The sequence below is a fragment of the Pseudomonas sp. NFPP25 genome (assembly GCF_900116505.1).
Taxonomy (GTDB): Bacteria; Pseudomonadota; Gammaproteobacteria; order Pseudomonadales; family Pseudomonadaceae; genus Aquipseudomonas; species Aquipseudomonas protegens.
Window position 1 is genome coordinate 189425 of record NZ_FPBG01000006.1, and the last position, 14789, is coordinate 204213.

Genomic DNA, 14789 nt, shown 5'->3' on the forward strand with positions numbered 1-14789 from the left:
GCGCTCTAGGAAGGAGCCAGAGGAATGAGTCTTAGAAGTCTGAACATTGCGCTACGGGCGAGCCTGGGTTTCGGCTTGCTGGCGCTGATGGTGTTTGCCCTGGGGGCATTCGCCTTGATGCAGATGGGCAATATGCGCCAGCAGTCCGATGAAGTGGAAAGCAATTGGCTGCCCAGCGTGATGTCCGTAGGGGAAATGAACCAGGACCTGCTGCGCATTCGCGCCCTGACCCTGCGGCTGTTGATCAATCGCGACCCGCAGGCAATCACCCAGAACGAAAACAAGATCAACGAGATCAAGAGTGTCCTGGGGGTTGCCCAGAGCCGCTACGAATCCTTGATCCTCCTGCCTCAGGAGCGGGTCCTGTTCGACCGCTTCAAGACTATCGAGAAGCAGTATCTGCAACGCCAGGAGCGGGTCATGCAGCTCTCCAGCCAGAACCAGCTGGAGGAAGCGGTCAAGGTGGTCAATGGCGAAATGAACCAGCTGGCCGATGAGATGGCCGCGACCCTGCACGAGCTGGTGGAGTTGAACAAGCAAAGCGCGACCCATGCCACCGATCTGGCCCAGGCGGTGTTCAGCAAGTCGCGGGTATGGGTGATCGGCATGATCGCCCTGGCGGCGCTGGTGACCATCGGCCTGGCCCTGTTGTTGACCCGCAGTATCGTCCTGCCTCTGGCGCAGTCGTTGAATGTGGCCGAAGTGGTGGCCGGCGGCGATCTGACCGGCACTATCACGGTGACCGGCAGGGACGAGCCGGCGCGCCTGCTGCACGCGCTCAAGGCCATGCAGCACAGCCTGCGGGAAACCATCCGGCGCATCTCCGATTCATCCAGCCAGCTGGCCTCGGCCTCGGAAGAGCTCAGTTGTGTCACCGAGGATGCGACCCGTGGCCTGCATCAGCAGAGCCTGGAGATCGAACAGGCGGCCACGGCGGTAAACCAGATGACCGCAGCGGTGGAGGAGGTGGCCAGTAACGCAGTGGCCACGTCCGAGGCCTCGCGGGAGTCCGACCGCATCGCCCAGCACGGGCGCGAGCAGGTGCACCAGACGGTGCTCTCGATTGAGTCGCTGGCGCAGGACGTGACGGCCAATGCCAGCCAGGTGGAGGATCTGGCGCAGAAGGTCTATGGCATCAGCAAGGTACTGGAGGTGATCCGTTCCATTGCCGAGCAGACCAACCTGCTGGCGTTGAACGCGGCCATCGAGGCGGCACGGGCCGGGGATGCGGGACGCGGGTTCGCAGTGGTGGCCGATGAAGTCCGGGCCCTGGCTCATCGGACCCAGCAGTCGACCCAGGAAATCGAGCAGATGATCGGTGGTATCCAGCAGGGCACCGACCAGGCCGTCAGTTCCATGCAGCAGAGCAACAACCGCGCCCATTCGACCCTGGAGGTGGCCAAGGCGGCAGGGCAGGCGCTGGAGGAAATCGCATCGGCCTTCACCCAGATCAATGAGCGCAACATCGTCATTGCCAGCGCCTCGGAGCAGCAGGCGGCAGTGGCGCGGGAGGTGGACCGCAACCTGATGAACATCCGCGACCTGGCCTTGCAGACCTCCGCCGGGGCCAATCAGACCAGTGCGGCCAGCCAGGAGTTGTCGCGCCTGGCGGTGGACCTGAACAGCATGGTGGCGCGTTTCTCGGTCTGAGCCTTCTGGCAGGCGAAAAAAAGCCCCGAACCGGTCGGGGCTTTTTCATTCAGCGAAGCGGCGGGGCTTACTTACCCTGCCAGCGCTTCAGGACCAGGGTGGCGTTGGTGCCACCGAAGCCGAAGCTGTTGCTCATCACGGTATTGATGGTGGCGTCTTCGCGGGTCTTGGTCAGGATCGGCATATCGGCCACTTCCGGATCCAGCTCGTCGATGTTGGCCGAACCGGCCATGAAGTTGCCTTCCATCATCAGCATGCAGTAGATCGCTTCGTGAACGCCGGCAGCGCCCAGGGAGTGACCCGACAGGCTCTTGGTGGAGCTGATGGCCGGGGCCTTGTCGCCGAACACTTCACGCACGCCCTTCATTTCCGCGACGTCGCCGACCGGGGTCGAAGTGCCGTGGGTGTTCAGGTAGTCGATAGGGGTGTCGACAGTGGACATGGCCATTTCCATGCAGCGGATTGCACCTTCGCCGCTTGGAGCCACCATGTCGTAGCCATCGGAAGTGGCGCCGTAGCCGACGATTTCCGCGTAGATCTTGGCGCCACGGGCCAGAGCGTGTTCCAGCTCCTCGACCACCACCATGCCGCCACCGCCGGCGATGACGAAACCGTCACGCTTGGCGTCGTAGGCGCGGGAGGCCTTTTCCGGGGTTTCGTTGTACTGGGTGGACAGGGCACCCATGGCGTCGAACAGGAACGACTGGGTCCAATGCTCTTCTTCACCGCCACCGGCGAAGACGATGTCCTGCTTGCCCATCTGGATCTGTTCCATGGCGGTACCGATGCAGTGAGCACTGGTGGCGCAGGCAGAAGCGATGGAGTAGTTCAGGCCCTTGATCTTGAACGGGGTGGCCAGGCAGGCGGAAACGGTGCTGCTCATGGTCCGCGTAACGCGGTATGGGCCAACGCGCTTGACGCCTTTCTCGCGCAGGATGTCCAGCGCTTCCATCTGGTTCAGGGTCGAGGCGCCGCCGGAGCCGGCGATCAGGCCGGTGCGCGGGTTGGACACTTGTTCTTCGCTCAGGCCGGAGTCGGCGATGGCGTCTTTCATGGCCAGGTAGGCGTAAGCCGCCGCGTGGCCGACGAAGCGATAGATCTTGCGGTCGATCAGCTCTTCGAGGTTCAGGTCAATGGAGCCGGAAACCTGGCTACGCAGACCCATTTCGGCATATTCCGGGTTGAAGCGGATGCCAGGGCGACTTGCACGCAGGTTAGCGGAGACGGTCTCTTTGTCATTGCCCAGGCACGAAACAATGCCAAGACCTGTGATAACGACGCGGCGCATGCGGATAACCCTTAGAAGTTGTCAGTTGAAGTAAACACGCCGACCCGGAGGCCTTCGGCGGTATAGATTTCGCGGCCGTCAACGCTGACCGAACCATCGGCGATGGCCATGTTCAGCTTGCCCTTGAGCACGCGCTTGATGTGAATGTTATAGGTGACTTTCTTGGCGGTCGGCAGGACCTGGCCGAAGAATTTCACTTCCCCCGAACCCAGGGCGCGACCGCGGCCCGGCAAGCCCTGCCAGCCGAGGAAGAAGCCCACCAGTTGCCACATGGCATCCAGGCCCAGGCAGCCTGGCATCACCGGGTCGCCTTCGAAGTGGCAAGCGAAGAACCACAGGTCTGGAGTGATATCCAGCTCAGCGACCAACTCACCTTTACCGTACTTGCCACCCTCTTCGCTGATATGGGTGATGCGATCCACCATCAGCATGTTGGGGGCGGGCAGTTGCGCGTTACCTGGGCCGAACAGCTCACCGCGACTGCAGCGCAGCAGGTCTTCCCGAGTAAAGGCGTTTTGTTTGGTCATGCGAGCTCCTCAATAGTCCCGTGCGGCAGGGTTGGGCAAATCTTCCCGGCCGATCGAAGCGTTCATGCCTCGAGCCGGCAGCCTACTCATAGACTATTGCGTTGTAGTGAAAGTCACAGCGCAAAGGGCATGAATGTACACTTGTGCACTGAAATTTTTTTTGAGGGCCTTTTCAGGGCCCCGTCGGGTGCCTAAGACTGCCGCACTTTCGCCCATGACGCCAGTCGTAGCTGTTGGAAAATAGCCGGTTATTGCACCCAACGTTGGAGAATTTGCTGCAGATCCGCGCGCTTGAAAGGCTTGGCCAGGTAGTCGTTCATGCCCGCTGCAAGGCAGGCTTCACGGTCGCCCTGCAAGGCGTTGGCGGTCAGGGCGATGATCGGTAAATCGGCACAGCCGGGCAGTTGGCGGATCTGCCGGGTGGCTTCATAACCGTCGACCAGCGGCAGTCGGCAATCCATCAGAATCGCCTCGAAGATCAGGCTTTCGGCACTGCGGACCGCCTGGGCGCCGTCGGTGACGATGCTCACGGTGAACCCCAGGCTGCGCAGCATGGCCTGGATCACGGTCTGGTTCACCGGGTTGTCTTCCACCAGCAGCACGTTGCGGCCTTCACCGGAGTGCTGATTGCTGCTCACCCGCGGGGCCAGTATCGGCAGGCTCTGCTGGAACAGCGCCAGGGGGATTTCCAGGGTGAACACCGAGCCTCGGCCTTCCTCGCTCTGGGCCCGCAGGGTGCCACCCATGCGCTCGGCCAGGGTGCGGGCGATGGGCAGGCCCAGGCCGGTGCCGCCATAGCGACGGGAAATCGAACTGTCGGCCTGCTGGAAGGCGTCGAACATCAGCTCCAGGCTGGCCGGGCTGATGCCGATACCGCTGTCGCGCACTGCGCAGGTGAACCACAGCAGTTCGTGATCCAGGGCCTGCCACTGGGGCTCGATGGTGATGCTGCCCTGCTCGGTGAATTTCAGGGCGTTGCCGATCAGGTTGACCAGGATCTGCCGGATTCGCGTCGGGTCGCCCTTGACCTGCAGCGACTCCATGCCCGGCGGCAGCCGCAGTTGCAAGTCCAGGCCGCGTTGCAGGGCGCTGTGCTGGAAGGCCTGGGCCGAGCTGGTGATCAGTTCGGCAAGGTTGAACGGGATGTGCTCCAGTTCCAGGGCCGAGCGTTCGATGCGGGAGAAGTCGAGGATGTCGTTGATCACCTTCAGCAGGTGTTCGGTGGATTCCGACGCCAGCGCCGCGTACTCGCTCTGTTCCTGGGTCATCTGGGTGGTTTCCAGCAGTTGCAGCATGCCCAGTACACCGTTCATCGGTGTGCGCAGCTCGTGGCTCATCATCGCCAGGAAATCCGACTTGGCCTTGTTCGCCCGTTCCGCCTCTTCCCGGGTCTGGATCAACTGGGACATGGCCTGGTGCTGCTCGCGGCTGGCCAGTTCCAGGCCGGCGGCGAGGTTGTTGATGTGCCGGGCCAGGTTGCCCAGCTCGCCATCGTCGACGATCGGCAGCGGGGTCTTGAAATCCCCTTCCTGGATTGCCTTCACCGCATCGCCCATGGCGCGGATCGGCTGTGCCAGGCCGGCCGCCAGGCGCCGGGCCAGGAGGAAGGTGAAGAGCAGGGCGAACAGCGCGAGGATGGCGGCCTTGAGGAGGATTTCCTGCTGGCGCTGGCTGAAGGCGTCGTTGGACATGCCGACGATCACCCGGCCCAGGTAACCATCGCCCTGGGCGGCCATGCTGGCCGGGTCGTTCTGCAGAAAGTCGTTGTGCACCTGGATGCGCTGCAGGCGTACCGGGGCCTGGAATACCTTGATCTGCTGCGCGTGGTTGTGGCTGGCCGAGGGCTGTTCCACGTACACCAGGATGTTGTTGGCGCTGTCCTGCACTTCCAGGAAGTGCACATGAGGTGTGGCCAGGGTTGCCTGCAGGAGGCTCTCCAGGCCCTCGTTGTTGCCGGAGATCACCCCGTACTCGGTGGCTGGCGCCAGTTGATTGGCGATCAGTTGCCCGGTGTGGTTGAGCTCCTGGCGCAAGTCCTGGATACGCACGAAGGTAAAGAAGCTGATCAGCAGCAGGGTCAGGAGCAGGGCCGGGCCCAGGCTGATGAGCTGAGTGCGGGTCTGGATATCCCATCGGCGACGCAATGTCATGGGTGCTTCTCTCCTTCACTCAACTGGCGCGCAACGGCCTGCGGGTCGATTTCCTCGATGCCCAGCGAGCGTGCCACCTGTGGGTTGCTCAGTACTTTGAAAGCCGTCGGGTATAGCGCGCGGGGCCAGCGAGCCGGCGGTTGGTCGAGCAGGCTGTCCAGGGTCTGCAGCCAGTCCTGCTGGTCGCTGTAGGTGCTGGCCAGGCTGCCGGCCCGGACGAAGCCGGCATTGGGGCCGATCAGCGCCTGTTGCCGGGCGTAGCTGCTCAGTAGCAGGTTCTTCACGGTTTTCGGGTTGTACAGCTTCGGATCATCCAGGCCCAGCAGCACTTCGCTGTTGCGCAGCAGGTTCTGCAGCGGGCGGCTGTCGCTGGTGCTGTCCCAGGGTTCGGCGATGATTTCCATGTTCAGGGTTTGCGCGGCCAGGTGCAGTTCCTTGAGCAGGAACCGGCTGTCGGCGCTGTACAGCACCCCCACCCGGCGCACCTGGGGCAGAACACTGCGGATCAGGCGTAACTGGCGCTCCAGGGGCGGATCGCTCCACAGCAGGCTCAACCGTGGATGAGGGCTTTGCGCCAGGCGCTGTTGGGCCTGCAGGCGGCTGATGCGCAGGACCAGGGTCGGCGGGCCCAAGGGATCTTGCAGGCGCCAGTCGAGGCTTTGCGGGTCCAGCAGGATCAGGCGCGTGCTGCCGGGCAACTGGCCCGGCGGCGGCAGTTGGGCCAGGGGGACGAAGCGCACCTGGTCCCGGGGGCGCTGGGCGGCCAGTTCTTCGGTGAAGGTGCGCACGCTGCTGTTGTCGTCGCTGGCGGTGAGCAGCACATCGGCCGCCCACAACGGGTTGCCCAGCAGCATGCCCAGTACCAGCAGGCACAGGCGACGATGTATGCGCAGGGCCTTCCAGGGCCGACAGTGGCCCATGTCAGAACTCGAGCTCCGCGCTGAAGTAGACCACGTGGCGCGAGTCGTAGAGATTGTCGGCGAAGGTGGTGGGCTGGTGGTCGAGCCGTTGCTGCAGGGTGCCGGCCAGTTCCAGGCTGGTCTTGCTGCCCAGGGCCAGGCGCTTGGCGATGCGGGTGTCGACCCGTTCGAATCGGTAGCCGTTGAGGGCGCTGTCGCCATAGTAGAAGAGCGCGCTGGACCAGCCCTGGCCCCAATTGCGCAGCCAGCCGGCGGAGCCGCTGTTGCTGGCGGTCAGGCGCTGGTCCAGGCGGTTGCTGGCCTGGGCATGGACGTAGGCGTAGGTCAGGCGCAGGCGGTCGGCGCGGCTCAGTTGCCAGTCCAGCTGGCTCTCGGTACCGGCAAAGCGCGAGGCGTTGCTGTTGCTGGCGATGTACTGGTTGTTGCGCAGCGGCTCGCTGATCATCCCGGTGATTTCGTCATAGAACAGCTTGATGTCGAGGTTCAGCGCCTGGTCGACGAAGTAACCGTTGTAGCCCAGTTCCCGGGAACGCATGTGCTCCTGGTCGAGGTTGCCGGGGCCACGGGTCTTGACGAAGTACTGGGCGCTGTTCTGGCCGTAGACCGGGGTGCTCAGGCCGGTGACCCGGTAGCTCCAGTTGACGTTGTTCTCGAACATGTCCGGGGAGCGGATGGCTTCCGAATACACCGCCCGCAAGCCGTGGCGCGGGTTGATCAGGTAGTTGACCGCGATCCTCGGAGTCAGGGAGTTGCCGGTCAGCTGGGTGTCTTCGTACATAGCCCCGCCCTGGATCAGCCAATGTTCGCTGGCCCGCCACTCCAGCTGGCCGAACAGGCGCCAGGTGGTGTCGTCGAGGGTGCCGTTGAAGTAGGTTTCGGAGTCGGCCCGGTCGTAACGATAGTTCATGCCGCTGACCAGCCGCAGGTTGTCGCTGAGGCTCAGGGTGTCCTGCAGCTCCAGGTCGTAGCGGGTTTCCCGAGAGCTCTGGTCGATGTTGCCGCAGACCGTATTCTTGCCGCCGCCGGTTTTCCATTGGTCGATGACCTGGTTGGCCAATGCCTGTTCCGTCGGGGTTCCACCGGGCGTCGCGCTTAAATAATCGGGCATGTGGCGCGCCAGGCGCTCGGCGTAGTTCGGGTTGAGTTGCCACAGGCGTGTCAGCTCGGGGCTGAAGGAAATTGCCGCGTCGCAGGCACGCCAGGTCTGCTGGCGGTCCCAGTGTTGGGCCGAGCCCTGGATATAAAGGCTGTGCTGTGGATTGAGCTCCAGGTTCCAGCGCAGTGACCCGGCGTAGTCCTTGGCCACCACATCGGAGTTGTTGCCTTGCTGGGTTACCCCGTGGAACACCGGCTGATAGGTATAGGGCCGCTGGTTGGTGCCTTCCTTGGCATTCAACTGCCAGTCGATGCTCTGCTGTTCATTGAGCATCTGGCTCACGGACAGACTGAAGCGGTTCAAGCGCTTGCTGTCGCGGTAGTCGGCCCCCAGGCGATTCTTGTCGAAGCCATCATCTTCCTGCCCCGACAGCGACAGGCGCAGGTCGCCGGTTTCCCAGCCGGTACCCTGGCTGGCGTACCAGTCGCTGATGCCGCGCTGGCCCCGGGTCAGCTTGACCCGCGTGCCATGGCTGTTGGCCGGGGCGCGGGTGATGATGTTGACCACCGCCATCAGCGCGTTGGCGCCGTAGCTGACGGTATTGGGGCCGCGAAACACCTCGATGCGCTCGATGTCTTCCATGGCCACCGGGATATCGCTCCAGTCCACTGTCGCCAGGCCGGCGCGATACACCGAACGCCCGTCGATCAGCACTTGCATGCGCCGGGCTTCGCTGGCGTTGGTGCCGTGGTAGTTGACCGTGGCCTGGTTGCCGCTGATGGCGCCGACCATCATCCCCGGCACCAGGCGCAGCAGTTCGCTGATGTCCCGGGCGCCGCTGGCCTTGATCAACTCGTTGTCGAGCACCGTCATGCTGCCGGGAACCGCGGCAGGTGACTGTTTCAGGCGGGTGGCGGTGAGGACCTCGGGCAGGGCGGTGCCGTCCAGGAACAGATCGTCGGCCAGCACCGAGTGGCCGAACAGCATGCCCAGCAGCAGCGACAGACGAAGAGGTGAGGGGCCAGCGGACACGACACAGCCTTGAATCTTGATGGAAGGCGCGCATGTTAACCGAGATAGTCGAGTTTTCCAGTCGATAAGCCCGACATTCCCCGAATGACTCCACGTGTTCCCGACAGGTTGCCTGAATGGCCCCTGGGGCTGGTGGTGAGAAAACCGCCCCGTATAATGCCGCCATCGCCACTGCTATGGATTAACGGATTGCATATGACACAACAGCGCCCTATTGCGGTCCTGGGAGGCGGAAGTTTTGGTACCGCCGTGGCCAATCTGCTGGCCGAGAACGGTCATCGGGTGCGGCAGTGGATGCGCGACCCCGAGCAGGCCGAGGCCATTCGGGTCAACCGCGAGAATCCGCGCTATCTCAAGGGCATCAAGATTCATCCGGCGGTGGAGCCGGTCACCGACCTGCTGGCCACCCTCAATGACAGTGACCTGTGCTTTGTCGCCTTGCCCTCCAGCGCCCTGCGCTCGGTGCTGGCGCCCCACGCCGAGCTGCTCCGCGGCAAGCTGCTGGTCAGCCTGACCAAGGGCATCGAGGCCCAGACCTTCAAGCTGATGAGCGAGATCCTCCAGGACATCGCCCCGCAAGCGCGCATCGGCGTACTTTCCGGCCCCAACCTGGCTCGGGAAGTGGCCGAGCACGCCCTGACCGCCACCGTGGTCGCCAGTGAAGACGAAGAGCTCTGTCAGCGGGTCCAGGCCGCGCTGCACGGCCGCACCTTCCGTGTGTATGCCAGTGCCGACCGCTTCGGTGTGGAACTGGGCGGGGCGCTGAAGAACGTCTACGCGATCATCGCCGGCATGGCGGTGGCCCTGGGCATGGGGGAAAACACCAAGAGCATGCTGATTACCCGGGCGCTGGCGGAAATGACCCGCTTTGCCGTGAGCCAGGGCGCCAACCCCATGACCTTCCTCGGCCTGGCCGGGGTCGGCGACCTGATCGTCACCTGTTCCTCGCCCAAGAGCCGCAACTACCAGGTGGGCTTTGCCCTGGGCCAGGGCCTGAGCCTGGAAGAGGCGGTGACCCGCCTGGGTGAGGTGGCGGAGGGCGTCAACACCCTCAAGGTGCTCAAGGTCAAGGCTCAGGAGCTGGGGGTCTACATGCCGCTGGTGGCCGGCCTGCACGCGATCCTGTTCGAAGGGCGTACGCTGAACCAGGTAATCGAGCTCTTGATGCGCGGCGAGCCGAAAACCGACGTCGACTTTATCTCCACCAGCGGATTCAACTGAGCAGCACAGGAGCCAGACATGAACGATACGAATTCCGAAGCCAAATACGAGTCCATCCTCCTGCGGGTGCTGTGGATGCTGATATTCGTGCTGGTGTGGCAGGTGGCGCAGTTTCTCCTGGGCGCGCTGGTGCTGGTGCAGTTGATCTATCGCCTGATCTACGGCGCGCCGAATGCCGGCCTGATGAACTTCGGCGATAGCCTGAGCCAGTTCCTGGCGCAGATCGGCCGTTTCGGCAGCTTCCATACCGAACAGAAACCCTGGCCGTTCGCCGATTGGCCCGCTCCCCGGGCGCCTGAAGGCGAAGCTCCCCATAGCGTGCCGCCAGCGCCTCACCCGGTGCGTGACGAGGAGCCCAAGCTGTGAAGCTGTGGGTGCTGCGTCACGGCCAGGCCGAGTCCCATGCGCCGACCGATGCCCAGCGCAACCTCACGGCCCACGGTCGCGAGGAAGTGCTGGGCAGCGCCGCGCACCTGATCGGCCAGCCCATCGCCGCGATCCTCGCCAGCCCTTATGTACGTGCCCAGCAGACTGCACAGCTGGTGCGCGAGGCCCTGGGGTTCGAAGGCGAGATCCGCACCGTGCCCTGGCTCACCCCCGAGGCCAACCCGCTGCAGGTGCTGGAGCAACTGGACAGTGCCGACAACCTGCTGCTGGTCAGCCATCAACCCCTGGTGGGCAACCTGATCGGCCTGTTGCAGCACGGCCACCTGCGTGATCCGCAGCCGATGAACACCGCCAGCCTGGCGGAGCTCGAAGGCGACTGGCCCCTGGCGGGGCTGATGACCTTGAATGCCGTGACACACCCTTGATGGACGCGGCGGCAGGGCATGCCCGGGCCGCCGTTGTTGTCTCGAACCCACCGATCCCCGGTTGCGATCCGCTACATTTCTTAACTTGCAGCGCTCCTTTGTGCGTGGAATAGTCCACCAAGCAAGTGCTTGGTTGGTGTCGCGAACAGAATAAGAACAAAGGAGCGAGTCATGTCTGCTGCTTTTCGTTTGCCCCTGCAAGTGTTCTACGAGCGCGAGGCTCGTCATCCCCAGCAGCGCTTTCTGGTCCAGCCCAGTGCCGGCGGGCAGGTGCAGGAGCTGAACTGGTTCGAGGTGGGCCAGCAGGCCCGGCGTGCCGCCCAATGGCTGCGCGAGCGCCAGCTGCCTTCCGGCAGCCACATCGCAATCATTGGCAAGAACTCCGCGCACTGGGTCATTGCCGACCTGGCGATCTGGATCGCCGGGCATGTCTCGGTGCCGTTGTATCCCAATCTCACGGCCGAGTCGGTAGCCCAGGTGCTGGAGCATTCCGAGTCGGCCCTGGCCTTTATCGGCAAGCTTGACGACTGGCCGCAAATGGCGCTCGGGATCAAGGCCGGGTTGCCCACCATCCGCTTGCCCCTGGCCCCCGAAGGCCCTTTCGATTTCAGTTGGGAAGACCTGCAACGCTGTCCGCCGCTCGAGGATAGCCCGAGCCCTGCGGCCGATCAGCTGGCCACCATCATCTATACCTCCGGCACCACCGGGCTGCCCAAGGGTGTGATGCACAGTTTCGGCAACCTGGGCTTTGCCGCCAGCCATGGTGTGCAGATGTTCGGCCTGGGCCCCGAGGACCGGCTGCTGTCCTACCTGCCCCTGTGCCACGTGGCCGAGCGCATGTTTGTCGAGATGGCGGCGATCTATACCGGGCAGACGGTGTTCTTTGCCGAAAGCCTGGATACCTTCCTCGCCGACCTGCAGCGAGCCCGGCCCACCGCGCTGTTTGGCGTGCCGCGGATCTGGACCAAGTTCCAGATGGGGGTCTACAGCAAGGTGCCGGCCAAGCGCCTGGATTTTCTCCTGGGCCTGCCCTTTATCGGCAAGCGTGTCGGCCACAAGGTGCTGAGCGGGCTCGGGCTGGACGCGTTGCGGGTGGCGCTGTCGGGAGCGGCACCGGTGCCCCAGACCCTGTTGCACTGGTATCGACGCCTCGGGCTGGACGTGCTGGAGGTGTACGGCATGACCGAGAGCTGCGGCTACTCCCATATCGGCCGCTCCGGTGAGCATGTGCCCGGCTGGATTGGCCGGCCCTGCCCGGAAGTCGAGGTGCGCATCGACGAGGCGGGGGAGGTCCAGGTACGCAGCGGAGCCACTATGCAGGGCTATTTCAAGGACCCGCAGAAGACCGCCGAAACCGTTACCGAGGATGGTTTCCTGCGCACCGGCGACAAGGGGGAGCAGGATGCCGCCGGCAATCTGCGCCTGACCGGCCGGCTCAAGGAGATCTTCAAGACCAGCAAGGGCAAGTACGTGGCCCCGGCGCCCATCGAGAACCGCCTGGCGGTGCATGCCCATATCGAGCAGGTGTGCGTGGTGGGCGACGGGCTGATTGCCCCCCTGGGCCTGTGCGTGCTTTCGGCAGCGGGCGTGCAGGCCGCCGCCGGCAGTGCACGGGAAGGCTTGCACAGCAGCCTGGAAAGCCTGCTGGCCCAGGTCAATGGCAGCCTGGACAAGCACGAGCGGCTGCATCGGCTGGTGGTGGTCAAGGACAGTTGGGCGGTGGAAAACGGCTTTCTCACTCCAACCCTGAAGATCAAGCGCAATGTGATCGAAGCCACCTATGGCGGCAGTTTTCAAGCCTGGAGCGAGCGCAGCGAAGCCGTGCTGTGGCAGGATTGACCGACAATAACCACCCATAAGGGAAGCGGCGATGAGTCTATGGCGTACCACTCCGAACATCGAGCAACTGAACGCGATCCAGAAGAACACCATCGGCGAAGTGCTGGATATTCGCTTCGAGTCCTATGACGAGCAGTCACTGACCGCGAGCATGGTCATCGACCATCGCACCCACCAGCCCTACGGGCTGCTGCACGGCGGGGCCTCGGTGGTGCTGGCGGAAACCGTCGGCTCCATGGCCAGCTACCTGTGCATCGACGCCAGCAAGTTCTACTGCGTGGGGCTGGAGATCAATGCCAATCACCTGCGGGGCTTGCGCACCGGGCGGGTCACGGCGGTGGCCAAGGCCATTCATATCGGGCGCACCACCCATGTCTGGGACATCCGCCTGAGCAGTGATGAAGGCAAGGCCAGTTGCGTCTCGCGCCTGACCATGGCGGTGGTGCCCCTCGGGCAGAACCCGCCGGCGCAATGAGGCAACGCGCCATAGGCTGAGCCTGGGTGTCAGCATTCCTGTCCGTTACGGTCATTGCCCTGGTGCAAGGGCCTGCGGACAATCGGTGTTCGTTTGGTGGATGGATAGGTCGGTATGTCGCAACAGGTGTTTTTCGCTCACGCCAATGGGTTTCCCTCCGGCACGTACGGCAAGTTGTTTGCTGCCCTGGCGCCGGAATTCGAGGTGGCTCATCTGCAGCAGCATGCCCACGACCCGCGCTTTCCGGTGGACGACAACTGGCGCAGCCTGGTGGATGAACTGATCCATCACCTGCAACAGCAGGCCCAGCCGGTCTGGGGCGTGGGGCATTCGCTGGGTGGTGTGCTGCATCTGCACGCGGCCCTGCGCTGCCCGGAGCTGTATCGGGGGGTGGTGATGCTCGATTCGCCGGTGCTGACCCGGGCCGACCAATGGGTGATCCGCGCCGCCAAGCGCCTGGGCTTCATCGACCGGCTGACTCCGGCCGGGCGCACCCTGGGGCGCCGCGAAGAGTTTGCCGACATCGAGGCCGCCCGCAGTTACTTCTCCCGCAAGACGCTGTTCCGGGCCTTCGATCCCGATTGCCTGGATGCTTACCTGCAGCACGGCCTGCAGCAGGTGGGGGATCGCTTGCGCCTGCGTTTTGACCCGGCCACGGAAATCAGCATCTACCGCGGCGTGCCTCATACCAGCCCGGGCAGTGCGCGCCAGCTCAAGGTACCGCTGGCGGTGGTGCGCGGACAGCAGAGCCGGGTGGTGATGCGCCATCACACCAGTGCGGTCGGGCGCATGCCCCTGGGCGAGTCGCTGACCATGCCCGGTGGCCACATGTTTCCCCTTGAGCGCCCCCAGGACACCGCGGCGCTGCTCAAGGAGCTGTTCACACGCTGGCAACGGAGCCCTGCATGAGCCACGCCGTCGAAGAAGTCCGCCTGAACCTGCCGCACATCGAACTGGCGGCCCATCTGTTCGGGCCCGAGGACGGTCTGCCGGTCATCGCCCTGCATGGCTGGCTGGATAACGCCAACAGCTTCGCCCGGCTGGCGCCCAAGCTCGCCGGCCTGCGCATCGTTGCCCTGGACCTGGCCGGCCACGGTCATTCCGGGCATCGCCCGGCGGGGGCCGGCTATGCCCTGTGGGACTACGTCTATGACGTGCTGCAAGCCGCCGAGCAACTGGGCTGGAAGCGCTTTGCCCTGATCGGTCATTCCCTGGGGGCGATCGTCTCGCTGGTGCTGTCGGCGGCGATGCCGGAGCGGGTCAGCCACCTGGCCCTGATCGATGGGGTGATCCCGCCGACGGCCAATGGCGAGGACGCCGCCGAGCGCCTGGGCATGGCGTTGCAGGCACAGCTGAATCTGCAGAACAAGAGCAAGCCGGTGTACGCCACCCTGGAGCGGGCCATCGAGGCGCGCATGAAGGGCCTGGTGGCGGTCAGCCGCGAGGCGGCCGAACTGCTGGCCCAGCGCGGCCTGATGCCGGTGCCCGGGGGCTATACCTGGCGCAGCGACAGCCGCTTGACCCTGGCTTCGCCGCTGCGCCTGACAGAGGAGCAGGCCATGTCCTTTGTTCAGCGGGTCGCCTGCCCGACGCAACTGGTGGTGGCGGCCGATGGCATGCTGGCCAAGCACCAGGCCTTGTTGCAGCGTCTACCCTTCAGCGTTGAGCAGTTGCCCGGCGGGCATCACCTGCACCTCAACGACGAGGCGGGTGCCAGCTTTGTCGCAGACTGTTTCAATCGGTTTTTCGCCGTTCCTTGACTTGACGGGATCAACTGTC

At 64.1% G+C, this 14789-nt stretch carries 13 protein-coding genes; 8 read left to right on the forward strand and 5 right to left on the reverse strand.

Annotation, left to right across the window (positions count from 1 at the left end; genetic code table 11):
* Nucleotides 1–24 precede the first annotated feature (24 nt).
* A complete protein-coding gene (locus BM382_RS23975; RefSeq protein ID WP_015634676.1) occupies nt 25–1650 on the forward strand; it encodes a methyl-accepting chemotaxis protein in 1626 nt (541 codons plus the stop codon).
* A gap of 67 nt (nt 1651–1717) precedes the next feature.
* On the opposite strand, the gene fabB is transcribed toward BM382_RS23975, so the two are convergent.
* The 5 genes from fabB to BM382_RS24000 form a co-directional block, all read right to left on the reverse strand.
* Nucleotides 1718–2938 carry a beta-ketoacyl-ACP synthase I gene (gene fabB / locus BM382_RS23980; protein WP_011060066.1) on the reverse strand — a complete coding sequence of 407 codons (1221 nt, stop codon included), beginning with the start codon at nt 2936–2938 and terminating at the stop codon, nt 1718–1720.
* An 11-nt stretch (nt 2939–2949) separates the two neighbouring features.
* Nucleotides 2950–3465, reverse strand: a complete 516-nt coding sequence (gene fabA, locus BM382_RS23985; protein ID WP_011060067.1) for a 3-hydroxyacyl-[acyl-carrier-protein] dehydratase FabA — start codon at nt 3463–3465, stop codon at nt 2950–2952.
* A gap of 248 nt (nt 3466–3713) precedes the next feature.
* Nucleotides 3714–5615: an ATP-binding protein gene (locus tag BM382_RS23990; protein ID WP_072444199.1), complete on the reverse strand. Its 1902-nt coding sequence runs from the start codon at nt 5613–5615 to the stop codon at nt 3714–3716.
* Nucleotides 5612–6535, reverse strand: coding sequence for an ABC transporter substrate-binding protein (locus tag BM382_RS23995; RefSeq protein WP_011060069.1), 924 nt, complete (start codon nt 6533–6535; stop codon nt 5612–5614). The genes BM382_RS23990 and BM382_RS23995 overlap by 4 nt, the downstream gene beginning before the upstream one ends.
* Before the next feature lies 1 nt (nt 6536).
* Nucleotides 6537–8663 (reverse strand): TonB-dependent receptor plug domain-containing protein, encoded by a 2127-nt coding sequence (locus tag BM382_RS24000; RefSeq protein ID WP_072444197.1) that lies wholly within the window; start codon nt 8661–8663, stop codon nt 6537–6539.
* Nucleotides 8664–8858: 195 nt separating this feature from the next.
* On the opposite strand from BM382_RS24000, the gene BM382_RS24005 reads away from it, so the two are divergent.
* From BM382_RS24005 to BM382_RS24035, 7 genes are all read left to right on the forward strand, one after another.
* Nucleotides 8859–9884, forward strand: coding sequence for an NAD(P)H-dependent glycerol-3-phosphate dehydrogenase (locus BM382_RS24005; protein ID WP_011060071.1), 1026 nt, complete (start codon nt 8859–8861; stop codon nt 9882–9884).
* Nucleotides 9885–9902: 18 nt separating this feature from the next.
* Nucleotides 9903–10250, forward strand: coding sequence for a DUF4389 domain-containing protein (locus BM382_RS24010; RefSeq protein ID WP_011060072.1), 348 nt, complete (start codon nt 9903–9905; stop codon nt 10248–10250).
* A complete protein-coding gene (gene sixA, locus BM382_RS24015) occupies nt 10247–10696 on the forward strand; it encodes a phosphohistidine phosphatase SixA (protein WP_011060073.1) in 450 nt (149 codons plus the stop codon). Before BM382_RS24010 ends, sixA begins: the two co-directional genes overlap by 4 nt.
* Nucleotides 10697–10867: 171 nt before the next feature.
* The gene (locus BM382_RS24020) at nt 10868–12535 is read left to right on the forward strand and encodes an AMP-binding protein (RefSeq protein WP_072444194.1); all 1668 of its coding nucleotides are present in this window, start codon (nt 10868–10870) and stop codon (nt 12533–12535) included.
* Nucleotides 12536–12566: 31 nt separating this feature from the next.
* Nucleotides 12567–13010 carry a hotdog fold thioesterase gene (locus tag BM382_RS24025; protein WP_011060075.1) on the forward strand — a complete coding sequence of 148 codons (444 nt, stop codon included), beginning with the start codon at nt 12567–12569 and terminating at the stop codon, nt 13008–13010.
* A 114-nt stretch (nt 13011–13124) separates the two neighbouring features.
* Entirely contained in the window at nt 13125–13919 is a 795-nt protein-coding gene (locus BM382_RS24030; RefSeq protein WP_011060076.1) for an alpha/beta fold hydrolase, read from the forward strand.
* Nucleotides 13916–14770, forward strand: a complete 855-nt coding sequence (locus BM382_RS24035; protein WP_011060077.1) for an alpha/beta hydrolase — start codon at nt 13916–13918, stop codon at nt 14768–14770. Before BM382_RS24030 ends, BM382_RS24035 begins: the two co-directional genes overlap by 4 nt.
* The last annotated feature ends 19 nt before the right edge of the window (nt 14771–14789 follow it).